This window comes from Methylobacterium sp. WL6 (genome assembly GCF_008040095.1).
Lineage (GTDB): Bacteria > Pseudomonadota > Alphaproteobacteria > Rhizobiales > Beijerinckiaceae > Methylobacterium.
Genome location: NZ_VRVH01000004.1, coordinates 18,113 through 43,155 on the forward strand (window position 1 = coordinate 18,113; position 25,043 = coordinate 43,155).

Annotated in this window: 31 protein-coding genes and 1 pseudogene; 15 read left to right on the forward strand and 17 right to left on the reverse strand. The window is 64.2% G+C overall.

Going from position 1 to position 25,043, the window contains the following annotated elements:
* Position 1 precedes the first annotated feature (1 nt).
* Together FV230_RS01115 and FV230_RS01120 are read left to right on the forward strand one after the other, a co-directional pair.
* On the forward strand, positions 2 to 397 hold the full coding sequence (locus tag FV230_RS01115) for a hypothetical protein (RefSeq protein ID WP_147840886.1): 396 nt from the start codon (positions 2 to 4) through the stop codon (positions 395 to 397).
* Positions 394 to 801, forward strand: coding sequence for a hypothetical protein (locus tag FV230_RS01120; protein WP_147840887.1), 408 nt, complete (start codon positions 394 to 396; stop codon positions 799 to 801). Before FV230_RS01115 ends, FV230_RS01120 begins: the two co-directional genes overlap by 4 nt.
* 450 nt (positions 802 to 1,251) lie before the next feature.
* Here the strand turns inward: FV230_RS01120 and FV230_RS01130 are convergent, their stop codons facing one another.
* Both FV230_RS01130 and FV230_RS01135 read right to left on the reverse strand, forming a co-directional pair.
* The gene (locus FV230_RS01130) at positions 1,252 to 1,578 is read right to left on the reverse strand and encodes a hypothetical protein (protein ID WP_147840889.1); all 327 of its coding nucleotides are present in this window, start codon (positions 1,576 to 1,578) and stop codon (positions 1,252 to 1,254) included.
* Positions 1,575 to 2,201: a ParA family protein gene (locus FV230_RS01135; RefSeq protein WP_147840890.1), complete on the reverse strand. Its 627-nt coding sequence runs from the start codon at positions 2,199 to 2,201 to the stop codon at positions 1,575 to 1,577. Before FV230_RS01135 ends, FV230_RS01130 begins: the two co-directional genes overlap by 4 nt.
* A gap of 413 nt (positions 2,202 to 2,614) precedes the next feature.
* On the opposite strand from FV230_RS01135, the gene FV230_RS01140 reads away from it, so the two are divergent.
* Together FV230_RS01140 and FV230_RS01145 are read left to right on the forward strand one after the other, a co-directional pair.
* Positions 2,615 to 3,211 (forward strand): AraC family transcriptional regulator, encoded by a 597-nt coding sequence (locus FV230_RS01140; RefSeq protein WP_187275336.1) that lies wholly within the window; start codon positions 2,615 to 2,617, stop codon positions 3,209 to 3,211.
* Positions 3,212 to 3,276: 65 nt separating this feature from the next.
* Positions 3,277 to 4,035 (forward strand): sulfite exporter TauE/SafE family protein, encoded by a 759-nt coding sequence (locus tag FV230_RS01145; protein ID WP_082559464.1) that lies wholly within the window; start codon positions 3,277 to 3,279, stop codon positions 4,033 to 4,035.
* A gap of 316 nt (positions 4,036 to 4,351) precedes the next feature.
* Here the strand turns inward: FV230_RS01145 and FV230_RS30460 are convergent.
* Together FV230_RS30460 and FV230_RS01150 are read right to left on the reverse strand one after the other, a co-directional pair.
* A pseudogene (locus FV230_RS30460) lies at positions 4,352 to 4,456 on the reverse strand (LysR family transcriptional regulator); the annotation flags it as partial.
* A 202-nt stretch (positions 4,457 to 4,658) separates the two neighbouring features.
* Entirely contained in the window at positions 4,659 to 5,369 is a 711-nt protein-coding gene (locus tag FV230_RS01150) for a TetR/AcrR family transcriptional regulator (protein ID WP_187275337.1), read from the reverse strand.
* 90 nt (positions 5,370 to 5,459) lie between these two features.
* On the opposite strand from FV230_RS01150, the gene FV230_RS01155 reads away from it, so the two are divergent.
* Both FV230_RS01155 and FV230_RS01160 read left to right on the forward strand, forming a co-directional pair.
* Entirely contained in the window at positions 5,460 to 5,948 is a 489-nt protein-coding gene (locus FV230_RS01155; protein ID WP_147840893.1) for a DUF892 family protein, read from the forward strand.
* Between the two features lie 153 nt (positions 5,949 to 6,101).
* Positions 6,102 to 6,548 (forward strand): hypothetical protein, encoded by a 447-nt coding sequence (locus FV230_RS01160; protein ID WP_243953560.1) that lies wholly within the window; start codon positions 6,102 to 6,104, stop codon positions 6,546 to 6,548.
* Positions 6,549 to 6,817: 269 nt separating this feature from the next.
* Here the strand turns inward: FV230_RS01160 and FV230_RS01165 are convergent, their stop codons facing one another.
* Positions 6,818 to 7,060, reverse strand: a complete 243-nt coding sequence (locus FV230_RS01165; protein ID WP_147840894.1) for a hypothetical protein — start codon at positions 7,058 to 7,060, stop codon at positions 6,818 to 6,820.
* 308 nt (positions 7,061 to 7,368) lie between these two features.
* On the opposite strand from FV230_RS01165, the gene FV230_RS01170 reads away from it, so the two are divergent.
* From FV230_RS01170 to FV230_RS01190, 5 genes are all read left to right on the forward strand, one after another.
* A complete protein-coding gene (locus FV230_RS01170) occupies positions 7,369 to 8,013 on the forward strand; it encodes a hypothetical protein (RefSeq protein ID WP_147840895.1) in 645 nt (214 codons plus the stop codon).
* Complete coding sequence (locus FV230_RS01175; RefSeq protein WP_147840896.1) at positions 8,010 to 8,978, forward strand: site-specific integrase; 969 nt, start codon at positions 8,010 to 8,012, stop codon at positions 8,976 to 8,978. The genes FV230_RS01170 and FV230_RS01175 overlap by 4 nt, the downstream gene beginning before the upstream one ends.
* A complete protein-coding gene (locus FV230_RS01180) occupies positions 8,975 to 9,373 on the forward strand; it encodes a DUF2513 domain-containing protein (protein WP_147840897.1) in 399 nt (132 codons plus the stop codon). The genes FV230_RS01175 and FV230_RS01180 overlap by 4 nt, the downstream gene beginning before the upstream one ends.
* Positions 9,374 to 9,926: 553 nt before the next feature.
* Positions 9,927 to 10,727 carry a hypothetical protein gene (locus FV230_RS01185; protein ID WP_147840898.1) on the forward strand — a complete coding sequence of 267 codons (801 nt, stop codon included), beginning with the start codon at positions 9,927 to 9,929 and terminating at the stop codon, positions 10,725 to 10,727.
* A 90-nt stretch (positions 10,728 to 10,817) separates the two neighbouring features.
* Positions 10,818 to 11,042, forward strand: coding sequence for a hypothetical protein (locus FV230_RS01190; RefSeq protein ID WP_147840899.1), 225 nt, complete (start codon positions 10,818 to 10,820; stop codon positions 11,040 to 11,042).
* Positions 11,043 to 11,053: 11 nt separating this feature from the next.
* On the opposite strand, the gene terL is transcribed toward FV230_RS01190, so the two are convergent.
* The 12 genes from terL to FV230_RS01245 form a co-directional block, all read right to left on the reverse strand.
* Complete coding sequence (terL, locus tag FV230_RS01195; protein ID WP_187275338.1) at positions 11,054 to 12,514, reverse strand: phage terminase large subunit; 1,461 nt, start codon at positions 12,512 to 12,514, stop codon at positions 11,054 to 11,056.
* Positions 12,468 to 12,839 (reverse strand): DUF5681 domain-containing protein, encoded by a 372-nt coding sequence (locus FV230_RS29320; RefSeq protein ID WP_187275339.1) that lies wholly within the window; start codon positions 12,837 to 12,839, stop codon positions 12,468 to 12,470. Before FV230_RS29320 ends, terL begins: the two co-directional genes overlap by 47 nt.
* A gap of 95 nt (positions 12,840 to 12,934) precedes the next feature.
* Complete coding sequence (locus FV230_RS01200) at positions 12,935 to 13,474, reverse strand: hypothetical protein (protein WP_147840901.1); 540 nt, start codon at positions 13,472 to 13,474, stop codon at positions 12,935 to 12,937.
* Positions 13,474 to 13,776 carry a hypothetical protein gene (locus tag FV230_RS01205; RefSeq protein WP_147840902.1) on the reverse strand — a complete coding sequence of 101 codons (303 nt, stop codon included), beginning with the start codon at positions 13,774 to 13,776 and terminating at the stop codon, positions 13,474 to 13,476. The genes FV230_RS01200 and FV230_RS01205 overlap by 1 nt, the downstream gene beginning before the upstream one ends.
* Positions 13,773 to 14,264, reverse strand: a complete 492-nt coding sequence (locus FV230_RS01210) for a helix-turn-helix domain-containing protein (protein ID WP_246694680.1) — start codon at positions 14,262 to 14,264, stop codon at positions 13,773 to 13,775. Before FV230_RS01210 ends, FV230_RS01205 begins: the two co-directional genes overlap by 4 nt.
* Complete coding sequence (locus tag FV230_RS01215; protein ID WP_147840903.1) at positions 14,261 to 14,512, reverse strand: hypothetical protein; 252 nt, start codon at positions 14,510 to 14,512, stop codon at positions 14,261 to 14,263. Before FV230_RS01215 ends, FV230_RS01210 begins: the two co-directional genes overlap by 4 nt.
* 8 nt (positions 14,513 to 14,520) lie before the next feature.
* Positions 14,521 to 14,778: a hypothetical protein gene (locus FV230_RS01220; RefSeq protein ID WP_147840904.1), complete on the reverse strand. Its 258-nt coding sequence runs from the start codon at positions 14,776 to 14,778 to the stop codon at positions 14,521 to 14,523.
* On the reverse strand, positions 14,775 to 15,605 hold the full coding sequence (locus FV230_RS30465) for a hypothetical protein (protein ID WP_246694681.1): 831 nt from the start codon (positions 15,603 to 15,605) through the stop codon (positions 14,775 to 14,777). The genes FV230_RS01220 and FV230_RS30465 overlap by 4 nt, the downstream gene beginning before the upstream one ends.
* Entirely contained in the window at positions 15,605 to 18,565 is a 2,961-nt protein-coding gene (locus FV230_RS01230; protein WP_147840905.1) for a DUF927 domain-containing protein, read from the reverse strand. The genes FV230_RS30465 and FV230_RS01230 overlap by 1 nt, the downstream gene beginning before the upstream one ends.
* 265 nt (positions 18,566 to 18,830) lie before the next feature.
* The gene (locus FV230_RS01235) at positions 18,831 to 19,253 is read right to left on the reverse strand and encodes a hypothetical protein (protein ID WP_147840906.1); all 423 of its coding nucleotides are present in this window, start codon (positions 19,251 to 19,253) and stop codon (positions 18,831 to 18,833) included.
* Positions 19,250 to 19,498 carry a hypothetical protein gene (locus tag FV230_RS01240; protein ID WP_147840907.1) on the reverse strand — a complete coding sequence of 83 codons (249 nt, stop codon included), beginning with the start codon at positions 19,496 to 19,498 and terminating at the stop codon, positions 19,250 to 19,252. Before FV230_RS01240 ends, FV230_RS01235 begins: the two co-directional genes overlap by 4 nt.
* Before the next feature lie 287 nt (positions 19,499 to 19,785).
* Positions 19,786 to 20,037 carry a hypothetical protein gene (locus FV230_RS01245; protein ID WP_147840908.1) on the reverse strand — a complete coding sequence of 84 codons (252 nt, stop codon included), beginning with the start codon at positions 20,035 to 20,037 and terminating at the stop codon, positions 19,786 to 19,788.
* A gap of 296 nt (positions 20,038 to 20,333) precedes the next feature.
* Between FV230_RS01245 and FV230_RS01250 the strand changes: the two genes are divergently transcribed.
* The 4 genes from FV230_RS01250 (at position 20,334) to FV230_RS01265 (ending at position 25,043) form a co-directional block, all read left to right on the forward strand.
* Positions 20,334 to 20,843 carry a hypothetical protein gene (locus FV230_RS01250; protein WP_147840909.1) on the forward strand — a complete coding sequence of 170 codons (510 nt, stop codon included), beginning with the start codon at positions 20,334 to 20,336 and terminating at the stop codon, positions 20,841 to 20,843.
* A 318-nt stretch (positions 20,844 to 21,161) separates the two neighbouring features.
* On the forward strand, positions 21,162 to 21,794 hold the full coding sequence (locus FV230_RS01255; RefSeq protein ID WP_147840910.1) for a hypothetical protein: 633 nt from the start codon (positions 21,162 to 21,164) through the stop codon (positions 21,792 to 21,794).
* A complete protein-coding gene (locus FV230_RS01260) occupies positions 21,794 to 22,723 on the forward strand; it encodes a hypothetical protein (RefSeq protein WP_147840911.1) in 930 nt (309 codons plus the stop codon). The genes FV230_RS01255 and FV230_RS01260 overlap by 1 nt, the downstream gene beginning before the upstream one ends.
* Before the next feature lie 7 nt (positions 22,724 to 22,730).
* Complete coding sequence (locus FV230_RS01265; RefSeq protein ID WP_147840912.1) at positions 22,731 to 25,043, forward strand: hypothetical protein; 2,313 nt, start codon at positions 22,731 to 22,733, stop codon at positions 25,041 to 25,043.

The window sequence follows — 25,043 nt, forward strand, 5'->3', positions numbered from 1 at the left end:
TATGAGCAACGTTCTGACCTTCCGTCCGCGCGCCCCGCAGGCGCAACCCGCTTCGGCGGCATTGCCCGCCGCTATCCGTGCTCAGATCGAGGAAGCGGCACAGACCGCCCTCGACACCGCCGACACCCTGCTCGGCATCCTCGACCGCCTGGACGGGGACACGGACGCCGAGGACACGGAACCCGCCCTCGCCGCTCCGGAGAACCATCACGGCAGCCAGATCGTGTGGCTGCATGGGAACGGCGGGGACCGGGAGGCCGAGGCGCCCGAGACGGTGCCGCCGGTCGTCGTGGCCGAGCACGTGGTTATCCCGTTCGCACCGCTTCCCTGGCGCGGCTCTGGCAACGTCGTGGCGGCTGCTGGCGTCGCGCTGCTTGAAATGGTGGTGGGGCGGTGAAGAGACCGCACCGCATTCCCGACGCATCGGAGATCACCGACGAGACGCCGTTACTCCTGGAGGTTGCCGCGCGTCTCGCCTTCCCCGATGGCTCGGTTTCGGGCCTGGCGCTGCGCAACGCGGCCGGGCGCGGTGAACTCGGGTATGAGCGGATCGGCGGCCGGATCTACACCACCCTCGCGGCGATCGGAGAGATGCGCGAAGCATGTCGGCGAAAGCCAAAGCCCCGACGCGCGGAAGCATCGGTGCTGCCGGCGATCAGCGACCAAGAGCCTGAACCATCCCCGACGAAAGAGGATTTCGAGGCCGCACGGGCATCCGCACTTCTTGTCGTGGAAAGGCTTCTGGCCGAGCACAAAGCAAAATCACCGAGCGGCCGTCGTAAGGCTAGGCGGCCGGCTTGAACGCACCCGACCGCGTACTAGCTGGTACGCAGCTATGTGGTCGCGCATTCATGTAATCACATAGCTATGTAAGCTAACGCATTCTCTGAGCTTGTTATCTCGCCTCATCATTGCCCAGCGCCCGGATAAGATCCCGCCCGGATCGTGTGAGGAACCGGGCCATCTCGTCCGGCCTCGCCGAAGGCCACCGTGCTTGCCGTTCCTCGACCAGCCCGAGTTCGATCAGCGCCGGCATGGCGGATGGATGGGCGGAAAGGCGTAAGCCTTGGGGCGATGCGGTAGCGACGGCGCGGAGGGCGGTGAGGGCGCGGCCGCGGATGGGAGCATCGGACATCCTGGCCGTTTAGAGCTGCCCGGCCCGCCACGCGAATACTCTGATCGCGACGGTGATGAGGGATGCGCAGATTAAATCACGCACCAACGTAATCACATAGCTGCGTGCTCGTGTGTTTATATGTCCTCGGGATCGTTCCCTCTCGCGTGCCCGCGCTTCTGGAGCATGAGGAACAGCCCCTCGCGGTAGAGCGCCTGGGCCGTGGTGTTGGTCTCGAAGGCCAGCCGGCGGATCAGGTCGAACGTCTCGGGCTTCGCGTAGAGGCTTCGGTGAACGTCGCCCTCTCGCGTGCCGCGCGCCGCCCTACCCTGCCCCTTACCGCCAGGGATCTCATCATCACGTAATTGCGTAGGCACATCTTCAGGTGACTGCGTAGCTATGTGATCAGGTGACTTCCGAAAGATGCCCTGCTCCGAGAGCTTTGGGACCGGAGGCTTGCTCACGCGGTGGTCTCCATCTGAGCCTTGGTCCATTCCCATAGCGCGACGATCTCGGCCGCTGCTTTCCCGGTCGGGTTGATCTCGGTCACGCCGAGCCCCGATGCGGCTGCGTCCCGGAAGTCGGTCCGGTCGGCGACCGGAGGGGCGACGACGCCGCCGGCCTCAAGCGCGGCTAGAGCGTCGGCGGTCCGTCCCTGAGTGACGGGGTTTGTAGCGTTGAGCACGAAGCCGAACCGTCGCTTCAGCGCTTCGATGCGTTCCACGGTCGGCCGAGCTGCGCGAAGGTCTAGCGCGGACGGACGGACCGGGACGAGTATGAAATCGGACTGCTTCAGGGCTGTATCGACCTCGGGTCCGAACGTGCCGGCCGTGTCGAGTATGACCAGGGACACACCCTTGATCTTCCGCGTGTCGGCGATCCAGCGGACCAGAGCGGCTGGCTGGATCTCGCGGAAGATGATGCCTTTCGCCTCGCGCGTCCGGCCCCACTCCGCGAGGGAGCCCTGAGGGTCCAGATCGACGACGACGGCACGCTCCCCGGCCTGCTGGGCAGCAACTGCTACGGAGGCGGCGAGCGTGCTCTTGCCGCTGCCGCCCTTCTGGCTAGCGAAGCAAAGGACTTTCATGCGGTCAGGTAGTCACATGACTGCGCGACCGTGCAAGCGCGTAGATATGTGGCTGTACGATTTTGGGGCCGGCTGTGGCATGCAGGTGCCAGGCACTTCCAGTGATAAAAACCTGACGGATGGCACCCATCCGAAGCGTCCGAGAAGGGTGGGGAGCAGACCCAGACCCTTCGCCCGGAAGCGGACGTTCCGTCTCCGACCCAACCCAGCCGCTAGGACCGCTGTCGGCGCTTCTCCTAAGCGGTCGCCAGCCAGCGTCCGGCAACTTCGGCTCGGGGTGGCTTTTTGCCGGTCCGCTCTTGGATGAGATAGCATGTGAAGCGGACGTTTGTGCGAGGGGTGGCATCCTGAACGCAGTCGCGGACTATCTCAACGGGTGTAGTCGGTCCCATCATGTGAGAGGAGGAGGTTCCGTGTCATGGCGCTACGTGCGGTCAAGTATTAATCAAGATATCGAGCTGGCTGTGTGCTGTGATGGCTACAATAAATCTCTCGTCCTGCATTTCCATCAAGAAGCGCAGATCAGCTTCGTTCTAACCGGTTGGCGTCAGTTTCTGGTCGGCGGCCGCTACATCGATGTACCGGCTGGAAGCTCCTGCATCATACCTGCTGGTGTCCCACACCGGGGGATTAATTGTGCTCCAGACACGGTATCCCTCAATCTCTACGTTCACTCTGACCACTTCATAGCCCTGATGAGCATGACGAGGCCGCTGGCGGAACTCTTCCCAGATATGCCTTCCTCTAACGGGGCTGCGTCAATCGCTTGCGTCGCAGCCCAGGCTGGCTTGAGCCGAGAGGGTTTCACGCGCCGCTTCTCGCGCCACCACGGCATGCCACCTCATGCTTACAGACGCATGCTCCGCCTCAATAATGCCCGTCAGATGCTACGGACGGGTACGCCCCCCGCACAGGTGGCTGCGGCGACAGATTTTGCTGACCAAAGCCATTTCGGCCGCTCGTTCAGGCATGCCTTTGGGACCACCCCCTCCCGCTACCAGCTTGCCTGAGAGCGGTCACAAACGTTCCAGACATCTCGTCTCGCAGCCATCACAACCGGTGCTGGAGGTGCGTGATGGATTGGATGACGGCACTGTTTCTGATGGGGGCAGGAGCGGTCGGCGGCGTGATCAACGCGGTAGCGGGCGGCGCGACGCTGATCACGTTTCCAGCTATGCTCCAAGTCGGCCTGCCTCCCGTGATCGCCAATGCTTCGAATGCCGTGGCCATCATGCCGGGTCATCTTATCGCTGTCCTCGCGGACCCTGGTCGATGGCCGCCCTTTGACCGCCGCCTCGGGTGGCTGACTGCCGCATCCCTCCTCGGAGGCGCGTCAGGTGCACTTCTCCTGCTCTGGCTTCCCGAAGCCTTGTTCACCGGCCCTGTGCCGGTGCTCATCGCGTTCGCCACGATCTTGTTTGCGTTCGCACCAACGATACAGGCCCACCAGGCGAAACGTGGCCCGAGACCCGTCGATACAATGACTGGTCCTGCGGTGATCGGAGTGGCTTCCATCTACGGCGGCTTCTTCGGTGCGGGGCTCGGTGTCATCCTGACTGCACTTTTGTCGATCAGTGTCAGCCGGGATATTCGCACGGTTAAGGTGCTCAAAAACCTACTTGCGACTGTTGTTAGCGTCGCATCCACGACGATATTTATTACTCAAGGCGCAATAAGTTGGCCGGAAACTTTTATTATGTTGCTAGGAGCGCTTATAGGCGGCTTTATGGGAGGTTATCTCATAAGGATTTTGCCAGCCGAATGGGTGCGGCGGGCGGTGATTGTTGCTGGATGCTTGATGTCCATAACATATGGAATTAAATATTGGGCGTAAGATACACAATCTCACATGCCCATTCCGTAAGCCTTTACGGGGAAGGTCCGTTTCTGAGGACGATAGAAACGACCTTCAACTACCAAGTTGGGTCGCGAGCGGTCCCTGCGGCTATGTCCGCTTCGATGCATCTGCCGCCCGAAACCGGAACAGCGGAAAACCACCCACCTTGGACATCGGTCCTAGCGGGTCTGATGTCGCGTACCCGGATCGGCGGCAAGGGCGTCGTGAGCATGGATTAGGAAGCTTGCGCTCAGCTTCCGGCGATTATGACGCCCGTATCCTACCGAGCTGCCTGGATACGGGAGACAGACCGTCAGCCTCGGCGGCGCAAGGCCTCGACCAGGACGGCGAAGACCGGCGCCTGCCGGCGGCGGCCGGGATAGTAGGGATGGTATCCCGGAAAGGGTTGGCACCAATCCGCAGGTAGCCCTTCGGGCGACAGGGATCACGGGGCCACTGGCCTCGTGATGACGGCGACCGACCAGCGCTCCGCCCCCTCGCGCAGGTCGGTCGCCGCTCACCATGATAGGTGATCGGCCGCATGGAACGCTTTGGCTTGGCCGTGTGATGGCACCACCTTCAATAAAGGCATTTTGGGGGGCGTCGCGTCGATCCCGAGGTCAGCGTACGCCCGGCCCACCCCAATCGGACATCCCGTCCGGACCCGTTTCCCCGAACGGGATCAGGCCGTCCGCCACCATGTCGACGACGCTTGAAACGTCACGGCGGGCACGCTCGCGCAGCGGGGCCAGATCGACGCCGTAGAGCGCGTGGATCTGAAGCGGTAGCAACGCCATTTCAACGATCCGAGTGGCGATGGGGATGGCCGCAGAAACCCGGTCCGGCGCATGGACGCCTCCGGCGATGGCCTCGGCGACGCATCCGACGCATCCCCCGAACCCGATTTCGTAGGAGGCCCGGGCCATGTCGGGGAAGCGCTCCGTCTCGACGATGGTGATACGCATCAGCGCGATGACGTCCGGAACGAAGGTCTCGTCGGCGAGCATGACGCACGCCCGCAGTATCCTATCCCTGACGGTACCGCCGTCGCCACCGTCCGAGATCCGCGCGAGCGAGAGCGCCACCCTGCGCCGGACCACCTCCTTGAACAACGCTTCCTTAGTCGGGTAGCGGGCGTACAGAGTCGCCTTGCCGGCATGGGCCAGCTCCGCGATTCCCTCGTACGTCGTTCGGTCGAAACCCTGCTGTAGGAAGAGACGGGTCGCGATGTCGAGCACCCTCGCCTCGACCTCGCCCGTTTGGTCAGCGCGAGGCCGCCCCCGTCGGCGAACCGACACGATGCCGGTCGGATCTTCGATCCGCTCACTCACAATTATCTCCCTGGCCCCGGAACAAGCAGACACCCCAAACGCTTCATTAAATGAACGCTACCGTTCATTTAATGATCCGGGATATTCGACATGGCAGAGAACGCATACGCCGACTGGTACGTCACGGGCCTGCAGGCAATCAAAAGCGCCGACGAGCAGGGCAAGGAGGCCGCGCAGGCGGCCACTAAGGACCTGAGCGATCCCGAGCTTCGGAAAATCGCCGAGGAAGGCGCCGCCGCCGCCGAACGGCACTCGGAGACGATCTCGCGCCTCCTGAAGGATGCCGGAGGCCAGCCGGGCGGCATGCCCAACGTTATCATGGAAGGCATCCGGGCCGGTACCATCCAGACGATGGACGCCGCTAAGGACCCCGAGGTGAAGGACGCCAGCGGCGTCGCCGCGGCCCAGATCTCGATCCACTACTACATCGCCGTCTATGGCACCCTTGCGTCCACCGCCAAGCACCTCGGTCGCGAAGAGGACGCCGCGGAGCTCAAGCGCATGACCGACGAGATGATCGCCTTCGACACGCGCTACACCGAAATCTCCGAGGCGCGGACCAACAAGCGCGCCAGCTAGCCGCTTCTTCGTCCCAAAGGTCGATGCGACGGCCGGCATATTCCCAACTCGGGTGTGCCGGCTCCGTCTCCCGACGATGTCGACACGTCCGCCGTCCGGCGGGCCTCGTTGCGAACCACCTGAGGGGGTGAGACGCATCAGGGTACCCTCAAGATGATCATCAAGTTCTCGACCTCGGTTTTTCTCCTGACCTGCCTTGCAGGTCCCGCGCTGGCCCAATCGGCGTCGCCGCCAAGCCCGATGCTTCACGGGAATTATTGCGGACCGGGCAACAACGCTCCGTTGGCGCCCGTCGATGCACTCGACGCCGCATGTGCCCGTCACGACGCCTGCACGCCGAACGGCGCTTTGGCGTCCAAGGCCTGCAACCTTCGCCTTCAGCAGGAAGCGGCACTGATCGCACGGGATCCTCGCCAGCCCGAGGACGTCAAGACGATGGCCGGCTTCGTCTCGGCAGGTGCGGCCATGATGCCGTCCGACGACTCGGCGCAAACTGAAACGGTCGCGATGCCGTCCCTGGAGGATCAGGTTCATCGGCCAAAAGCGATCCGTCGGATGGAACGCCATGTGGCGTTCCACCACTCGGCGACACGCGACTGAGGCGTCGGTTTGTCGACCGTCGATTTGGTCGACCGACCTACGGGTTCGGTGCCCGTCATCCCGACGGGCATGTCAGCACACCACTGAAAGCAGCCAGACTGCTCTCCACCCATCCCGGACGCTGGCCTCTACCTCAATAGCCAGGAACCGGACCTTCCGAAGGTCGCCAAAGGGTCGGGAGCGGACCCAGCCGCGGGGGGCAAGCGTCATATTTCTCCCCTAGCCTTCGTTCAGGACTAAGGGAGAGCTTTTGGCTGCGCCTAGCAACTCTAATCCTTGATCCCGCCAACTTCGGGATCGTAAACATTTTCAATCGCCGCCCATACCTCATCGTGGAGCAAATCATCATCTAGTTCTGGATCGCTTAGATCTAAACCCGCTGTTCGCGCGTCCGCTTTCAGTTTTACTATTTCCGCAGCAGTCCGCTCACCTATTCTATCACCCCATGTCGGGTCATTATGGATGTTTTCCGAGATCCAATCTCGCATGAAACTCGATGCGCTTTCCGCCATGGCCTACCTTCCTGCTGGGCGCCAAGCGTAGGCTACGAAGAGGAAGCAAGCCAGCGAGTGGAATGGAAACCCGAGCCAACCCCGCCCCCCCCCGATGCAATAGCCCTGCGATTATGTGCTCACATAACTACGCGAAAACGCGACTGCGCTAGTGCATGAGCAGGTAACTTCCGATAAACGTCCTTCTCGGAAGTTTGAAGAAGGTGCGATCGCAAGGGCCGTGAAAGAATGAAGCAGAGGCTATGTCGAGGAACCTAGTGAATGGTCGCCGCCCGCTCGCTTGCCACCACGAAGCCGGCCATGCCTTGGTGCACTGGTACTTCGGCTACAGCATCAACCAAGTTGTGGTCCTAACCGCTGATGAGTTTCTGGACGGCGTTCCGATCGTGACGAGTAGGGGGTTTGAGGTTCGGTGCGAGGCACACTGTGACGCCGATGACATCCATGATGCCCCCTACGGACCACGCATTGCGCCTAGTTGGGATGAGGAAGATCTGGCAGAGCACAACCGACTGCGGGCGGCCTCACGGGACGTTGAGCTAATCAACTGTCTTGCTGGCGCCTATGCGGAAGCTGCTTTCCGTGGCGTTTCGGTCGCTACCTGCCTGAAAGGTGGAGGCAAGGGCGATCTGAGCCACTTCCACACCATTGCTGGTGCGTGGGGGTGGGGCCAGCGCTCGACTGAGAGTGCAAGGGCTAAGCAACTCGCTGGTGCTAGGGCCGAGGCACTTATCCGATCTCCGATGGGGGCGGCGGCGATCAAGAGCATCGCGGAATCCCTCCTTGAGCGCGGCAAGGTTGATGAGGACGAAATTGGCCGCCTTTGCCGGACCGCCTATGGCGATAAGCAATGCAAGCCGGCGGTGTGGCCCGGTCACTGGCCGCCTACGCTGGCTCAGATCCACGCGGGACATATCCCTGAAAGTGCAGACCGTTTGCGGGCCGCGTCATGACCGCCAACGCGCTGCCCGTCGAGTTTTCTGCCGGGTTGGGCGCGAGCCTGCCGGCCGATACCCTCGCCCTCGTGCGGGACTATCAGCGCGCCTCGAAGGCCAGCGCCACGATCCGCGCCTACAAGTCGGACGCGGCGGCGTTCACAGCCTGGTGCGACGGCCATGGCGTCTCGTCGCTGCCAGCCTCGCCGGAGACAGTGGCGGCGTTCCTCTCGCACGAGGCGGCAGCCGGGCGGGCTTCATCCACGATCGGCCGGCGTCTCGCGGCTATCGCCTACGCGCACAAGCTCGCTGGCCTGCCGGACCCTGGCGCGCACGAGACAGTGCACGCGGTCATCAAGGGTATTCGGCGTCGGCCGGACATGGAGATCCGACAGAAGACGGCCGCGACCGCCGAGGTGCTGGCGGCCATGCTCTCGCACGCCCCACCTGGTCTCGCGGGCAAGCGCGACCGGGCTCTGCTCGGGCTCGGGTTCGCGGGGGCTTTCCGGCGATCGGAGTTGGCCGCGTTGCTGGTCTCGGACCTGACTGACCACCCAGACGGCATGCGGGTGCTGATCCGGCGGTCGAAGACGGATCAGGAGGGCAGGGGGGCCGAGAAGGCAATCCCGCACGGTCGGCACGTTCGACCGGTGGCGCTGCTGCGAGAATGGCTCGCGGCTGCCGAGATCACGGATGGCCCGGTGTTCCGCCCGGTGTCGCGGTCCGGTCGGATCAGAGCCGAGGCCCTGACCGATCGCAGCATTGGGGACATCGTGAAGCGCTACGCGGGGGCGGCAGGGTTCGACCCGGCGGCGTTCGGCGGTCACAGCCTACGCGCCGGCTTCGTGACGACGGCGGCCGAGCGCGGGGCCGACCTCGCTCGCATCATGCAGGTGTCGGGCCATCGAGACCCGCGAACCGTCCTCGGGTACGTTCGCCGAGCGAACGCCTTCAAGGATCATGCGGGAAGTGGATTTCTATGAAGCGCGATATGAGCTTGATCCGCGAATTGCTCTTGAAGCTTGAAGTACTTGAAAAATCAACGTTTGACATTGCCACAGTTAGCTCCTCAGAGCCGGAAATTACCATTGATGGATACAGTGTGGATCAGACTGATTACCATATGAGCCTGCTGTACGAGGCCGGTCTAATTACTAGCGGCGCCGACACAGACATGATGATGGACGGAACGTGGATCTTCCGGCGTCTGACTTGGAGCGGTCACGATTTTATTGAGACTGTGCGCGATCCCGAAGTCTGGAAGCGTACAAAATCGGGAGCCGGCAAGTTGGGCGGTCTCGCGTTCGAAGGCATAAAGAACATGGCGACTGCCTATGCCAAGCACCTTGCCAAGGAACGATTGGGGCTGGACCTTTGATCGGCGCCGACCTCATCAGGATCATGGATCAGCCAGACCACCGCGATCTGCGGGCAGTGATCGGTCAAATCCAGAGGGCGAACGGGTTCAAGCGCTATTCGGTGAGCGAGTCTTTATGAAGGAAAATCCCGCGCTTACCGTGGAGGAGCATGATGATCAGGCCGCCATCTATAAACCCTACTAAGGAACTTCGCGCTGAACTCACACGCCTTGTGCAGTTCGGGCCTGGAAGAACTTATGGGCTATCTTATGAAGAAATCCGGGCAAGGTTCGGAGGAGTGGGATGGGGCGATCCCCGAATTCAGCAACGGCTTCGAAGAATCGCACGATTTCATGGTTGTCGCCTACGAGACAGTGCAGGACAGCAGATAATACGCTTCCGCCAAATCCTCCCTTCAGCAGGAAACCCTTACGCACATAGTCAAAGCAGTTTTTCCCGTCGCCGAAGGTTGGTTCGCGGTGCTTAGTGCGCTTTTCGAACCTCAAAGCTAATATGATCCTGTTATAATTATGCATTTATCTTTGTATTTCGGTATGCCGATCAAGGAACTAGATGCCTGAAGGCGACGCCCTGCATCAATCTTTCTTCCCGGAAGCGGAGCTTGAAAGGCTTAACTCGGCCTACGAAAGCGTTGGTGAATTTATAAATAAGCTCGCTGAACCGTTCCTAATAAGGCCATACAAAACGGACAAAGGACGCGTGAACGCGCATCACGGTTTCGTTCGAAGGTTATCTATACTGAAGCGCTCGATCGAAACGGTGTTCGAGCTTATACCGCCCAATCTTTCCGAGATACCCTCTCGTGATGTCGTTGGCGATGCAACGATACATCTCCACGCCTTCGTTTTGAACGTTTTTGGTGCAGTCGATAATTTAGCTTGGGTTTGGGTCTCGGAGAGAGGACTGAAGGACGCAAAGGACAAGCCTATACCGGACACGTGGGTCGGACTTCGGCCGTCGAACACATTAATCCGAGAATCCTTCTCCGAGCAATTTCGAACAGAGCTTAGAGAGCTTGACGCTTGGTTCGGATATTTGATCGATTTCCGCGACTCCCTATCTCATAGAATCCCACTTTATATACCGCCGTTTGTAGTTATTAACGAGCATGTAGAAGCCTATAATAAAACCGAGCGCAAGGCGGTCGAAGCCTTACAACACGGCGACCTTAATGAACATCATCGGCTAAATGAAAGCCTACGGAAATTCGCGGTCTTTCGGCCATGGATGATGCATACTCTCAACGAAGCGAAACCGGCTGTCGTGTTTCATCCTCAGATGTTGACTGACGTTCACACGCTCGATGTGATAGGCCGAGGTATCCTTAGGGAGCTTGATTCACTGCGAGATTGAGCATTATTTTTGGTGGAAGCCTGAGTGCTGCGGACCGAACATATTCGAGCAGCACACGATATTAAGCCTTCCCGCAGACAGGTCCCTCGAATGAAGAAGGACGAAGCCGAGCGCGCTATCCGCATACTCTGCCACGACTGGCGGCGTGAGACCGGCCAATCGGAGGTTCCTGCGCTCGATCTCCATTTCAACGCCTTTTGGGCCTGGATGAAGGATCGGCATTTCCAGTACACGGACTTCCGAGCCACGGCCGGGGCCGCCTACATGGCCGAGATCTGGTTTGATCAGGAATTCGGTCTGACGTGGACTCGCTGACAGCGCAGTTTCTACACCCGCCACGAGCTTGATCCGGTCCGAACCGCGCTATAGCCGCCGCCCGCAGGCTTCGGGGCCGCGGCCGTCTTCGCGACGTGGCCGGGGCGGACGGTATCGAGAAGCTGACCGATCAGGCCGAGGGCGTCCGCTTGGTCGTCGTGAACGCCTGCGGGGAAGCGTAGAAGCTCGCTCTCGAAGTCGAGCCGCCACGGGGCATCCTGTGGGATGAACAGGCCACGCATCGACATGCGGGCGCGGATGGATTGCGCTCGAACGGCCTTGTCGCCCCGGGTCGGGAACTGCCGACGGCGGGTGTAGGCGCTCGCGGCACGGGCTGCGGACTCGATGAAGGGGCCGAGGGCGGCCTTGATCTGGCCCGTCTCCTCCGCCCACTCGAACGGCTTCCACTTCTTCACGAGATCGCACCAGGCGGCGATCCACTCGGCGCTGTCGGCCTGCCGGCGCCAGAGATCGAGCACGTACATGTTGCCGGACGGATCGACACCGACGACAATGTGCACGGTGTAGTCGCCCCCATCGCGGGTCACGGCGTAGTCGGATGCGCCGTAGACGTTCAGGGTCTCGCGCGGCGGGACCGTCGCCACGGGGGTGAGCCACGTCTTCTCGAAGTAGCTGCCGCCGTCCGGGACAGGGCTCTGCTGGTACAAGCTCGCCCAGGTGCGGGCGTCGCACTCCTCCTTCCGCTGCCGAAGCTGCGAGCCGTAGCCGTAGGCGCCGTCATCCCAGAGGAAGTCGCCGGGGCTGCGGCCGAGCGGATCGCCCAGGCCAGCCTGCGCCGGCAGGGACAGGATGCGGTAGGGGCGACGGATCGCATCGAGTTGCCGAACGATCCGGCCGGCGAGGTCGTCGTCGTGCCAGCGCGTGTGCATGATGACGCGCTTCGAGCCGGGCTTCAGGCGGGTCGAGAAGTCGTCCGAGTACCAGTCCCACACCCGGTCGCGAGATCGGCGACTCTCTGCATCCTCGCGGCTGCCGAACGGATCGTCGATGATGCCCAGATCGGCTCGGAACCCGGCGATGCCGACGCCGACGCCAACGGCATAATACTCGCCCCCCTGAGTGGTCGCCCAGCGGTAGGCGGCGGAACTGTCCTCGGACAGGGCGATGCCGAGTTCGTTGCCGTGCGCGATCACGAGGTTGCGGGTCTTGCGGCCCCAGCGCTCGGCGAGTTCGGCGCCGTGCGAGGCCGTGATGACGTTCCGGTCCGGGTTCCGGGCGATGAACCAGGCCGGGAACAGGTTGTTCACGTAGGTGCTCTTGGCCGAGCCGGGCGGCATGAACACGAGCAGCGTGTCCGGCCCCTGGTCGCTCTCCAGAAGCTCAAGCTCGGAGATCAGGAGTTCGTGGTGCGGGGCCGGGTTGTAGCCGGCGGCCACCGACCACGCGACCATGGACTGCCGGACCTCAGTGCGCAGTCGGCGGCTCTCCGCCTCCTGCCGAAGGGCCTTCACCCTCGCCATCGACGCCGCAACGTCGAAGCTCTGCGGCGGCAGCGGCGAGTTCGGCTCGAAGCTCGGCATCGGACAGGTTCCCCAGGTTATCGGTGGTGATGTGCTGGGGAGCCTTGCCCCATGCGCGATCCAGCAGAGTCGAGGCAGCCGCCACACGCGCAGCAGCCGGGGCTTCGACGTTCTGCATCACGCCGGCCAGGGTCTCGATCGCGGCGCGCGTGTAGCCACGGGCGAGTTGCTTGGCGTCCTCGGGCAGGCGAGGGCGACCGCCTGGATTGCCGGACTGGCCGGCAACGAATTGTTTGTCTCGGGGCGGGGTCGGCATGATGATCTCAAATGTTTGAGTAGGAAGTATAGCTGATGCTATGTAACCTCAGAACAGGGAATGGAACAGGGGTCCCGGGTTTGATCTGAACTGGATCACGGTGGCGGCTCGTTCGTAGCGATCAGTCCACGGATCAGGGGTTCAAATTCGCCCTCGGCCAGGTAGGCCATCCGCGTGTACTTCAGACCGAGGTCTGCAAGTGCTTCGCTTTCCGGCAGAAGGAATGCGCCTTTGTCGATTAAGCCTTGGCGCTCCAGGCTCTGCCTCAAGTTGCTGTGACGAGGAGCAGCCTTGGCAGTGCGGAGCAGGGATGGCTCTCCGATCACGCCGCCGGGGAACTCGATCCAGGCGTGACCATCCCAGGCGGACGAGTTCGACCTATCGGTCACGAACGGGCCGCTATACTCGAACGACGGAATGCCCCCGCAAGACAGAGATCCAAGTGCGACTTTGTTCGGGACACCATCCTTGGTGAGACGCCACGAGATGGCCGCGCATAGCCCGACGCACTGACCGACCGTATTGCGGAAGTTCCGCAAGGCGTCCGTGGTGCATGTCGCGAAGGCCCTGCCGAAGCCTTCCGGACTCGCGGTCACATGCCGGTCGGGATTGGTTATACGGTCGTGATCGGACATCAGTAGCTCTCCGGGCGAGCGGCCGGGTCGTCCAGCATGGCGAGCGCTGGCGATGGGACGAAGGGGTGCGCTGGGTCGGCTTCGATCGGCGCCATTATCGCAGGAACCGCATCCGGTGCCGGCGGCGGGTCGAGGAACGCGACCTTGAGCCCGGCGGCGAGGCCGTGGAGCGCTGCGGCGGCGGCCTGCTGTCGAAGCTCTCGGGCGTCGTCGCGGACCTCGATAGTGACGGCTGCCGTCATGGCGGCTTGGCGTGCGGCTTGGATGCCGGCGGCGAAGGCGGCCTGCTCGCGCGGGGTCATCGGGTCTTCTCCAAGGCCGCCTTCGAGGCAGAAACCATGAGGGGCAGGGCGGCCAGGTAGGCGTCGATGTCCGACCGGAGGATGATGGTCGCGGAGCCGAGCTTGCGCGCGCTGAGTGCGCCAATCGCGATGAGTTCGTAGATGGTAGCTTGGCTCACGCTCAACGCGGCAGCGGCTTCCCTCGGGCGATAGGCCAGAGGCGGCGCCTGATCCGGGCCTGGTGCGGCCTCGGGGGCGGGTCGTCTCGGGGCTTGCTCAACGACAACAGCCGGCAGCGTCACGGGTTTGCTGATCCGCGTGCGCTCGGCCTCGGCCAGCAAAGCGGCCTGCACCGCGATCTTGGCCTCCCGCTCGATCACGCCCCGGATGAAGGGCTCAGAGAACATGCTGCGCAGGGCCGCGATCGTGCTGTCGGCGACGCGCGCCGCGGTCTCGGCGACGAGCCGGTCGAGGTCCGATGCCTTGGCTGAGGTGGGGCGAGCCTTCACGCTGCGTTCCCCCGCAGGGTCTCAAAGAACCCGGCAAGCTCCTCGTCGTAGTCATCCCAAGTGTCGTCGTCAGGGAGCCCAAAGGCTTCGAGTGCGCCATCGGTGCGGCGGATGATGCACCACGCCGTCACGCCAGGACCGGGAGGAACGCTCCACTGAGCAGCCTCGCCGGGCGTCTGCCGGCGCAGGCGGTAGGCGCGATCCGGGTTGCTGTGAAACCAAGCGCTGTCGAGGTCGGTGGCGGGCATGCGATTCCTCAGTTCGAACGGTGAAGGGCAGCGAAGGAACAGAGCACTGCGCGGCGATCCAGGGACGCGAGCGCGTCGAGGCGGGCCAGTGCCGGCTCAAGCTGTGCGGGGTCGGTCTCGGCGCGGTGTAGGGCCTCGGCGAAGGCGTCGCCGCGGGGGCCGAGGGTGAGCCGGGCGATGGCGCGCATTGAGCGGAGTCGGGCCAGCCGCTCGGCCGGGTCGATGCCGTCGCGCCAGGGTCCGAAACGGCTCGCGGCGAGGATCACTGGCCGACCCCCCAGACCGGAACGCCCTGCGGCCGACCGGGCATGTCCCGGTGCGTCAGGTGCCCGAACGAGATCGTCGCGGCCGTGATGGCGCGGACGGGACCGCCTATCGGCAGAACGAGGCCACCGCAGGCATCAACACGGATGATCCCGGCTTCTGGGTGGACGCCGAACAGGCGGTGCGCGGTCCAGCCTAGCGCCTCGGCCTGATCCCCGAAGGCATCAAGGAAGGCGAGGGCGCGGGCGTGAACCAAGGCCCAGCCTTCCGGCGTGTAGCCGGGGCAGGGCGCGCGAGAGGCCGACAGGGAGGCGAGCCCAGCCCGCCATTCCGCGACAGCGCTCGGGTTGTGCGAGTGGGCGGCCTGAGAGCGAGCCTGTGCCTCCGCCTCGGCGCGGGACAAACCGCCATCGTATTCCATGATGGCGGCGCGCTCGTCGGTCTCGTCAGAGTCGGAGACGGCCGGCAAGGGATTGGAATTTCCCGTTTCTCTCTCTTTTTCCCGTTTTCTAGAAGGGGAACGGGAAATGCAAGTATCTGGTCCTGCTGGCTTTTCCCGGATTTCCCGGATTTCCCGCCCCTCAATATAGGGACCTCGCGTGCGCGCCCCCGCCCGCACGCCCGCGCCCGCCTGGGGGTTATTATTTTCAAAAAACCCATTCCCCCCATTCCCCTGGCGGGAAATCCGGGAAACGCGGGAAATGCTTTTATCTTCAGTGACTTGACCATTCCCGGAAGCGGTCCGGGAACCGGGAAATCCGGGAAATTCCGGGTTGTCACCGGCCTCAATAGAGGCGGCGGTCTCGGCAAAAAAGGCAGCGAGATCCATTAGGCCCGCCCCCCGGAATGAACCGCGAAAGCCGGCTCGTGGCGGGCCGACATCCTGAATTCGTCTCGCCGGAGAGCGTAGGCTTTGACCTTCCCAACCCTCGGCACATACGCAACAAAAAAGCAGTCCTCATCTTTGGTCTTCCTAATCAGACCTTGAGCCTTCAGTGCGCGGCCAATCTCGATCTCTTTCAGCGTCCCGCCGGCCGCCTCCACGATCCGGTGCGCGGGAATGTAGACCGCCTCGTCGTCGTACCAGCCGAGGGCGTTACGGTTCGCCGCCCGCGTGCCTTCCTCAGGCTCGGTTGCTTGGATGTCGGAGCCCCACCGCTCGGCAACCCAAGCCCGCAGGTTCGTGACGGCCTGCGTCTCGGGGTCCAGCGCCACGGCATCCGTCGATTTCTGGAAGCGCGCCCACGCCCACCGGATTGCGCCGTCGATATCCATCGCTGCCGGCAGCAACTCGAACTGTCGCGCCATCCGTCCGGCGGTTAGAAGGATCGCGAACGGGCTTGCGGCGCGCACCATGGCGCCGTCTGCTCCCTCGCCTGCTATCTTGCTCGCCGTGGTGTTGATCCCGGCTCGGATCGTCTGCGCCTGCTGGTGAATGCCGGCCTCGATCATGGCTTTTACGAACGCGGGGCCGGCGTGCCCGAAGTTGCGATCCACCGCCTGGATCTTCGCCATCACGGCGTGATCAACGGCGCGGTCTACACCCGAGATGTCGATATCGGGGATGCGGGCGGCCATGCCGCCGTACCACTCGCCGCCGTCGCCCCGGACCTTTTCCTCAAGCGACTTCTCGGCCGACAGGATGATGAAGGTTGACCAAGTGTGCGAGGCCCGAAGCTGCGCGTCCGCTGTCATCCGGGCTTTGCCGACCCCGGATGCGAGCGAGTAGATGATCTTGCCCAATTCCTTCCCGTTGACGTGCCCAAGCTCATCCATCGCCAAGACGCTGCCGTTCGATCGGGCCGCCATCATCTCGACCCCGTTCGCGGTCGCCCTGGCGCTCTGCAACAGGCTATCGCGCTGATCCAGGGCAGCCCGGCACCACACCGAGACCGCGAGCCGTTGCGCCGTCGTCTTTCCGCCGGAGGTGATGCCGGAGAGGTTGACCCCGCACGTATCGAGGCCGACGAGCGAGAGCAGCGGCGCCGCGAACCCGGCGATCGTGCCGATGATCCAGTGCTCGCACCGGGGGACGCTGGCGGCTGCGCCTACAGCAGCCTTCCACCCTTCAAGGGTGCCGCCGGTCGCAATGGCGGGGCGGATGCGAGCGTTCACCGAAAGCTCGGGCAGGGAGTCGGCCGGCGCCCCGATCACCCTGCCGGACGGGCAGACGAAGAACCGATCCTCAACGCCTGCCAGTTCATGCCAGCCGGGGCGCCGGAACACGACGATCTCGGCCTCGGGGTCGGCCGCCTTAAGCGCCTTCACGGCCGTCAACTCGCCGTCGTTCTCAGACCGCATCCCGGCCTCGAACAGCATCGCACGGGTGTCGGCGGCGCCCTGTCGAGCGAAGGCGGCGCGGTCCACGTCGATTTCACGGCGCTTACCGCCCATGTCCTCGACCACGAGGCGAAGGCCGTAGGTATCTCCGTCGTCGGCGTGACGGAGCCGGGCCACCACACCGAACGGCGTCGCGATCGGCTGGGGCACGATCTCGTCGCCCACCTTCACGAACTGGTGGACCTTGATGCGCCCGGCCTCGGTGCGCTGGTAGGCCAGCTTGAAGCTGTCGAGCGTCGGTAGCGGATAGTCGCGCTCGACCTGGCGTAGGGACGCGACCCCCTCTGTCCGCTCGCGCTCCTCCTCGACCTCCTCCGGGGTCGGGACATAGGCGACAGCGGCGAGGATACCTGAACGGACCGCCTCGGCGCCGTACTCCGCATGAACATCGAGCCAGTCGGCTGAGGTTCCGGGCGTGCCGGCAATCGCAATGGCGGTGGTAACGCGCACCCGGTTGCGGATGCCGAACACACGGGCGGCCCGCTCGCCTCTGCGGGTCGGGTTCGGCCGAGTGATCTTGGCAGCCTCGTCACGGTCGGCGGCGATGGTGACACGCTTCGTGGCGGGCCAGGGTCCAAACGCCTCGATGCCACCGGCATTGATCGCCGACGCCACCGTGACCTCGCCGGCCTCGATCTCCGCGCGGAAGGCGAAGGCGACGGCCGCGGCGGTCTCGATACCCTCGGCGACGATGCACCAGGGGGAACGGGAAGGGTCGCCCCAAAAGACGGAGCGGCCGGCAGTGCTTTCCTCGCCGACGCGCTTGGCCGACTTCTTCGGGTCGCGGGTGTAGCCGGATGCGTCCGTTCCGAGGTCGGCCTTCCCGCTGCCGCCGGGGGCGAGGTAGATCCGGTGGGCGTGCTGGCGCTTCTCCGCGTCTACGGTACCGAACACGGCGCAGGGCCACTCGCCGGCCTTCACGGGCTTACCAGTGCCCTTGCCCTTCGGCGGGTCGAAGTACGCGAGCGCCTGGAAGCCGACGACAGGCGTGGTCGGGATCGGCACGTCGCCGGTATCGACTCCGAGCCGATGGGCCAGGTAGGTGCCGGGCAGCGTGTCGTCGCGCCGAGCGGCTGGGGCGCTCAACAGGCTCGCGGCGTCGGTCTTCTGGAATGCCCCGCCTTCTCCACTCTTGGTGCGGATCAGGTCGTCGCGGCCGATGATTTCGACACAGCGGAGCTTGGCGCCCTCGATATCGCATCCGTCCATCTCAATGACGGCATCGAAAATTGAGAAGCCCTTTTTGCAGGTGCAGTAGCCCTTGCGCTTGCGGGCGTCCCAACGCCAATCGTCCGTGCCCCCGTGGCCGGGGAACGGGCAGGTGATGTGGCCGCGCTGGCTCTCCCGCCACTGGATGCCGAGGGCTCCCAAGATTTCGGTCTCGTGGCCTTCGACCGCCTGCTGCGCAGCCCGTGTCGGGACGTAGCGTTCTGCCGTGGTCGCCGTCATGCTTGGGAGACTCCATTGCCGGAGCGCGAAGGCGTCGCGCCGGAGCGCGCGACGAGGTTCGGATGGGAGGGGCGGTAATCGAGGCACCAGTCGTCGCTCCCGACGACGGGCCAGGCCGCGGTGGTGGCGCTGATGCCCTCGGGATCGATCGTCGGCGGGCGGGCGCGGCACTGACCGACCGGCTCATCGGTGGCAGGGCCATCCCCGCGGGAGACGCGCTGCGACCCCCATGGGCGCCATGCGGCGCAGTCGATGCAGGCGCGGGTCATGGTTTGCCCCCGCCGCTGTAGGGGCTGCCTAGCTGCGCCATAGCCAGCCGCATCATCCGCTCTTGCTTACGGATCTGAGGGTGCTTGTCGGCGTACCCCTCGAACACATCTCGCGCGTCGGCTTCGCAAAGTTCCTCCCCGATCGCCTCGGCGGGGCCGAAGACGACGACCTTGAGGCGAACGCCGGGGGCGACCTGTTTGAGGGCTATGAAGGCAGCCGGAGTGGCGGCCGTCAGGTTGAAGGTCCCACCCTCGATGAGTTCGGTTTGCCTCTGCTCGGCCTTGCTGATCAGGCGGACGCGGTATTCCCGGCTCGGATGCCTAACGAAGAACCGGCGGTCGCCCTCGATTGCCTTGTCGGCCTCGTTGGCGAGCCGTTGCATGGTGCGGCGCTGCTGACGTGAAAGCTGTATCGTCATGCGGCGCGCTCCCCGTTCTGGCGGGAGGGGCGCACTTCCTCGACCAGATCCGCCGCCGCCATCAGGCACGCGGCTGCGGATCTAACCGCGTAGGCCAACCCGCGCGGGTCGCGGATCTCGGCGAACCGGGCGGCGTTCTCGGCGTAGGTCGCCACGGTCGCCATGGTCTCGGCGAGCGCATCGTAGATCGGCGCCATGTCGGCGGGCGGTACGACGTAGGGGAAGGCGGTGGCACGGCGGCTCATGCGCGCCCCCCCCATGTCTCGGGGACAGCGAAGGCCAATTCCGCAACGGCACGGGCGGCGGCGGGGCTCAGTCCGAAGCGGTGGGCTACGGTTCGGGCTTGAAGGGTGCAGGGGGTTGAGGCATATGTCTCAGGGCGTGCTGCCAAGAACGCTTTTCTGAGACCCGCCGTCGCCCCGCGCGATGCGCGGGTTTCTTCATTCATGGACTAGTGTTCCTGCTGTTGATGCGCCGGCCGGATGGCTCTGCGCGGTGATCCAACGGGACGCGCCCGCCGGGATGGCGGGGCCTAGGCGGCCTTGTTCAGGGTGATGCCGAGGAACGAGGCGGCCCCTTCGGGGGTCAGTTGGATCTTCCGGCCACAGCGGACGACCGAGGCTTTCCCGGTGGCGATCCGAGCGTAGACTCCGCTCGGAGACCAGCCGCTCGCCCGCGCAGTCGCGCGGACCTCGACCGGGACATTCGCCATCACGTCAGCGATCACTTCAGCGCGGACTTCCTCTTTCGATCGAGTCCACGGGTCCATTCGGCGGCTGCTCATGCCCGGCTCCATCTGTCATGCCTCAGCACCACACAAAGCTGTGTACGCCGTGGACATGACAGATGCAAGCGTGCTAGTTGGCCTCGGACGCAGTGGACACGGAGGAATCGATGGCGAGGCGCGTTGCGGCCGGCGAGGATCGAAGGAATCCTGTCAACACTAGGATCAGGGACGCGCTACGATCTAGGCTAGAAGATGCGGCCAAGATTACAGACCGCACGCTAAGCCACGAAATTGAAGAACGGCTTGAGCGTTCCTTCTATGAGCACGACGTACTTATAGAAAAATTCGGGACCATGAAGAACGTCTCGATTGCCTCGGCGATCGTATCGGCTTGGTCAGTGATTGAAACTGTTTCTGGCAAGCCTTGGACCGCTAGTGTCGAAAGTATCCGAATGGCACGAGAAGCTGCGGGCCACGTACTTGACCTTGTGAAGCCGGATGACGGAGGAAAGACCGAAATTCGACCTATAATAGGGTCTTATACTCTATCGAAACTTGGGGAAGTCCATGGAGATGCTAACTTGAGTTTCGAGTTAGGTGTGGTGGCAGCTATGGCAGCAAGTATCGCGGTTTCCAAAAAGCGTGGAGAGAGCACCGACGAGGCGGTATCCACCCTGATCGATGCCGCCTCTCGGGCCTCTCTAATCGACGTTAAAGCGCTGGTTGCATTAGCAACCAATGAAGCGGAGCCGGAATCCAAGGGTTTCCTCACTGATCAGGCATCTCCTCGGGAGCCCTCCGACCCCAATCCAGCGGATATTGTTGCTAACCGGAAAAAGAAATCGCCTAAGAAATCGACGTGAAGTAATCAGTGTATTCAGTGGACACCGTGGACCAATTATTTTGTAGCACATTCGATCAGACTGGCGTTTACTCCCCGAGTGCTTTCACGACGGGAGAATTGCCGTGCGTTCCCGACACGACGAAACCCTTCATCTTCGCCTTCCTGCCGCACTGCGGGCTGATCTCGACGGACAGGCCCGCGCCGCAGGCGTCCGCCTCTCGGTAGTGACACGGAACGCGCTCGCGGTCGGCCTCGCCTCGATCCGCACGCGGCCCTTGCCCGATCCGCGAGACCCATCGCCGGGCGCCCCTGGCGCCTCGATGCAGGCGGCGGCGTGATGGAGGGCGACGACCGAACCCTCGGCGAGATCCTGGGCGTTCCTGAGTGGACTGCGCGCCCGGCCGGCGAACTTACGGGCGGTCGTCCTGATGCGACGCAGGCCGACGTTGCGGCTGCGGTCGCCGAGCTACCGGGCGTCGCTAACCTATCGAACCGGCCGGTCCGTCTTGAACTCGGCGATACCGAGGACGTGATTGCAAATTGGGTCAAGATCGGCACCGGGCGCCCGCTCGGCGGTCAGCCGATGTGGCTGCGGTTCATCCATGTGGCCCGGAACCGCGGCCTCGTGCTCGTCGTCAACGCCCCGCATCCATGCGGCGAGGCCGATCTAATCGTCGTCGGCGAGCCCGGCGTCCTCAACCGCTCGATCATCCGCGATGTGTGCCGGTGGGCCTTCTGGGGTGTCGGGCTCTGGCGCCTGGTCGCCCGCATCCCGGCCGATCGGCCCGACCTGCAAGACCTCGCCCGGCGTGGGGGCTTCCGTTTTGAGGGCACGGCCCGCCGGTTCTTCGGCGGCATCGCCGACGCTCAGGTCTGGGCCATGACTGGGGAGGAATGCCCCTGGCTGCCCCATCAGCCGCCCGTGATCCCGCCCGACACTTTCCCCCGATCCAGCGAACAGGTGCACTGATGGGCCTCCTCGATCTTTTCACGGGGGCGGCTTCCGAGCGCGCCGCTAAAAACAACCAAAGCACGATCGCAACCGGTCTGAACCAGACCGGGACGGCTCTGCAGGACACCTCCAAGGCAGCCCTCAGCTACCTGTTGGACGGCTCCAATCCGTCTGCGTTGACCTCTCTTGGGCAGGGCTACGGACAGGCTCGACAGGACATCGGCAGCCAATACGGGCAGACGCAAGGGTTCCTCGGCCAGCAGGGCGACCTTTACGACCACATGGCAGCCGGCGGGCAGGGTGCTTATGACCGATACCTCAACGCCACGGGCGCCAACGGTGCCGCGGGATCAGCGCAGGCCGCGACAGATTTCCAGGCTGCGCCGGGCACGCAGTACGCGATGGATCAGGCACTAGATGCGGTCCAGCGCACCGCTGCTGCTCGCGGTGGTCTCGCCGGAGGCAATGCGACCTCTGATATCTTGAAGACCGCGACCGGCCTCGCGGATCAGTCTTATCAGCAATACGTCCAGAACCTCGGCAACGCCGCCGGTAGCTACGGCACGGCACTGGCCGGACAGTCTGCGGGCCTCGGCGCGCAGGCGAGTGCAAGCCAGAATTACGGTGCGCAGCTTGGTGCGCTCGGCACGGGGCTCGGGACCGCGCAGGCTGGCGTCTACGGTCTCGGGGCAGGGGTGCAACAGAACCTCGGCAATCAGACCGCAAGCTCGATCGCCAACGCGACAAACGCCTACGTCGGGAACAACAACAACCTCGCGCAGAGCGAAAACGCGGCCGGCGCGAACATCCTTGGGGGCGTACTCGGCCTTGCCGGCCTGGGCTCCGGCTCGGCCGGCGGCGCGGCGGGACGTGCGTCCGGCGGCTCGACCGGCGGCGGATCGCTCGGCAGCAACATCTATTCGGCCTTCACCAGCCTTTTTAAGTGAGCGCACCATGAGCGGCGGTTTCGGTCTCCCGATCATCAATCTTCAATCTGCGCTCGGCTCTCTTGGTGAGAACTATGACGCTAACTTTGAAAAGGAGAGGAGCCGCGTCGCCCTCGCCAAGCTCGGCGAACACCTCAAGGTCGGCGACTACACTGGCGCAGCCTCGACGGCGTTCGATAGCGGCGACCCGCAGACGGGGATCGGGCTTCTGAAGCTCGGGCAGCAGCAGCGGCAACAGCAGTTGCAGCAGGCCGCCTCGGAACAGTTCTCCAAGGATCTCGGCGGCGGGTTCGGGCTCAATGGTCCGCAGAGCGTCGGCCCTCAGGCCGATGCCGCGCCTAGCGCTCGCGCGCTGCCTTCCTTCGCGGACACTGGCGCCCCGTCTGGCTCCTATGTCGCGAACCTGTTCAAGCGGGAGAGCAACAACAACGATCTGGCCCAAGCGCCAACCTCGTCGGCCCGTGGCGCCGGGCAGTTCACGAGGGGCACGTGGAACCGCGTCGCGGCTCAGAACCCGGACTTGAACCTCACGCCTGTCGGCAACGGTCAGGACGGGCGCACGGATCGCGGCCAGATGTTGCGGGCCACGAACGCTCTCACAGCGCAGAACGAGCGGATTTTGCAGAGCCGGGGCCTGCCGGTGAACGACGCGACCCGATACGCGACCCACTTCCTCGGGGCTGGTGGCGGTCCTCGGCTCGTGGCCGGTGCGATGCAGAACCCGGACGCTCCCGCCCTGAGCTATGCCAACCCGGACCAGGTTCGCGCCAACCGCAACGTATTCTTCAACCGCGACGGCTCGCCCAAGTCGGCCGGTCAGGTGATGTCGGATTTCGGTCGCTCATTCGGTGGAGGCGGGGGCTCGCGGCAGGCATCGGCTCCGACCAGCCCCGGCCGTGTCGCCTATGCCGACGACGAAGCTCAGACACAGGCGCTCGAACAGCGCATGGGCATGGTCCCTCGGCAGACCGCTTCCTTCGACCCGCGCGCCGACATGCCGGCCGAGGGTGCCGAGCCTGCGAACTTCGTGATCCCCGGCGGTTCCAACCCGGTCCCGCCGGGCCTGAGCACTGACATGAACCGGGCGCCTAATCCCGCAACGGTCCGCACCGCGCCTCCGAGCGGGATGCCCACCCTCGATGTGCCGACGCTGGGCGGTCCCGCACCGACCGGGCGCCGGATGTCGATGCCGGGCGAGGAACCTGCCGACACGGGCGCTGCGCCGGTCCAGGTTGCCGAGAATACCCGTCTCGGCGGCTCGACGGTCGGTGCTGTGATGGGCTCGCCCCTCGGCACCAAGATCCCGCTGCTGATGCGGGCGGCAGCCAACCCGAACCTGCCGGACGGCCAGCGCCAGCTTGCGCAGACGCTCCTCAAGAGCGCGCTGGACGAGACGCGGATGCCCGACGAGGTGAAGCAGTACATGTTCGCCCGTGGGCAGGGGTTCACGGGGTCGATCATCGACTTCAAGAACGAGCAGCGGAAGCCCCTCACGCCGACGACGGTCAGCCCTGGGCAGGCGGTCATCGCACCCGGCGAGCGCTCCCCGTTTTACGTGGCGCCCCCCGCCGAGAAGGCGGAGCGCGACGAGGGCGCCAAGATCACGGCGGGGGTTGAGGCGCGCAGGGCGTTGGCGCCAAGCCTCGGCCTTGAGGAGGGTTCTCCCGCGTGGAAGTCCTACGTTGGCGCGGGCAAGCTCGGCGCGGACCGCGACATGTCGGCCGGCGAGAAGAAGTCGATTGAGACGGCGGACGGGCTCGCCCTAACGGGGCGCACCTCGATCTCGGTTCTACAGGAAGCCAAGAACCTGTCGGCCAAAGCCTATGCCGGGCCGTTCGCGAGCCAGCGCGGACAGTTCACCAGCGTGTTCGGCAGCGAGGCCGGACAGGCGACGCAGGAACTCGACAACCTCGTCACGGCGAATGCCCTGGCGAGCCTGAAAGCGGTCTTCGGTGCGGCGCCGACCGAGGGCGAGCGCAAAATTCTGCTCGACATCCAGGGCTCGTCCAGCCTGCCGCACGCCCTGCGGGTCAAAATCTACGATCGCGCCATCGCTGCGGCGGAGGCACGTGCGGATCAGAACGAACAGAAGGCCGACGCCATCCGCAACGGCACGTACTTCAAGCGGGGCGGCGGGGCGGCCATCCGAGCCCCTGGCGGGGCCGTGGAGGCCGATGCGGGCGCTGCCCGCTCTCTGCCCGCTCCGTCGCCTGCGAACCGCCCTGGTGCCGTCCCTGCGGCCGATCGGTTCAAGCAACTCTCAGCCTCCGGGCTGTCGAAGGCCGAGGCATACCAGCGCCTCCATGATGAGGGGTACTGA

Excerpts from the sequence above, each read along its gene's own strand:
- FV230_RS01200 (WP_147840901.1), bottom strand. The coding sequence starts at position 13,474 with ATGTCCGATCACGACCGTATAACCAATCCCGACCGGCATGTGACCGCG.
- FV230_RS01185 (WP_147840898.1), top strand. The coding sequence starts at position 9,927 with ATGCCTGAAGGCGACGCCCTGCATCAATCTTTCTTCCCGGAAGCGGAG.
- FV230_RS29320 (WP_187275339.1), bottom strand. The coding sequence starts at position 12,839 with ATGCCGACCCCGCCCCGAGACAAACAATTCGTTGCCGGCCAGTCCGGC.
- FV230_RS01250 (WP_147840909.1), top strand. The coding sequence starts at position 20,334 with ATGAAGAACGTCTCGATTGCCTCGGCGATCGTATCGGCTTGGTCAGTG.
- FV230_RS01255 (WP_147840910.1), top strand. The coding sequence starts at position 21,162 with ATGGAGGGCGACGACCGAACCCTCGGCGAGATCCTGGGCGTTCCTGAG.
- FV230_RS01260 (WP_147840911.1), top strand. The coding sequence starts at position 21,794 with ATGGGCCTCCTCGATCTTTTCACGGGGGCGGCTTCCGAGCGCGCCGCT.
- FV230_RS01175 (WP_147840896.1), top strand. The coding sequence starts at position 8,010 with ATGACCGCCAACGCGCTGCCCGTCGAGTTTTCTGCCGGGTTGGGCGCG.
- FV230_RS01160 (WP_243953560.1), top strand. The coding sequence starts at position 6,102 with ATGATCATCAAGTTCTCGACCTCGGTTTTTCTCCTGACCTGCCTTGCA.
- FV230_RS01265 (WP_147840912.1), top strand. The coding sequence starts at position 22,731 with ATGAGCGGCGGTTTCGGTCTCCCGATCATCAATCTTCAATCTGCGCTC.
- FV230_RS01205 (WP_147840902.1), bottom strand. The coding sequence starts at position 13,776 with ATGACCCCGCGCGAGCAGGCCGCCTTCGCCGCCGGCATCCAAGCCGCA.
- FV230_RS01135 (WP_147840890.1), bottom strand. The coding sequence starts at position 2,201 with ATGAAAGTCCTTTGCTTCGCTAGCCAGAAGGGCGGCAGCGGCAAGAGC.
- FV230_RS30465 (WP_246694681.1), bottom strand. The coding sequence starts at position 15,605 with ATGGATCTCGCTGCCTTTTTTGCCGAGACCGCCGCCTCTATTGAGGCC.
- FV230_RS01230 (WP_147840905.1), bottom strand. The coding sequence starts at position 18,565 with ATGACGGCGACCACGGCAGAACGCTACGTCCCGACACGGGCTGCGCAG.
- FV230_RS01165 (WP_147840894.1), bottom strand. The coding sequence starts at position 7,060 with ATGGCGGAAAGCGCATCGAGTTTCATGCGAGATTGGATCTCGGAAAAC.
- FV230_RS01245 (WP_147840908.1), bottom strand. The coding sequence starts at position 20,037 with ATGAGCAGCCGCCGAATGGACCCGTGGACTCGATCGAAAGAGGAAGTC.
- FV230_RS01155 (WP_147840893.1), top strand. The coding sequence starts at position 5,460 with ATGGCAGAGAACGCATACGCCGACTGGTACGTCACGGGCCTGCAGGCA.
- FV230_RS01240 (WP_147840907.1), bottom strand. The coding sequence starts at position 19,498 with ATGAGCCGCCGTGCCACCGCCTTCCCCTACGTCGTACCGCCCGCCGAC.
- FV230_RS01215 (WP_147840903.1), bottom strand. The coding sequence starts at position 14,512 with ATGCCCGCCACCGACCTCGACAGCGCTTGGTTTCACAGCAACCCGGAT.
- FV230_RS01190 (WP_147840899.1), top strand. The coding sequence starts at position 10,818 with ATGAAGAAGGACGAAGCCGAGCGCGCTATCCGCATACTCTGCCACGAC.
- FV230_RS01180 (WP_147840897.1), top strand. The coding sequence starts at position 8,975 with ATGAAGCGCGATATGAGCTTGATCCGCGAATTGCTCTTGAAGCTTGAA.
- FV230_RS01235 (WP_147840906.1), bottom strand. The coding sequence starts at position 19,253 with ATGACGATACAGCTTTCACGTCAGCAGCGCCGCACCATGCAACGGCTC.
- FV230_RS01115 (WP_147840886.1), top strand. The coding sequence starts at position 2 with ATGAGCAACGTTCTGACCTTCCGTCCGCGCGCCCCGCAGGCGCAACCC.
- FV230_RS01145 (WP_082559464.1), top strand. The coding sequence starts at position 3,277 with ATGGATTGGATGACGGCACTGTTTCTGATGGGGGCAGGAGCGGTCGGC.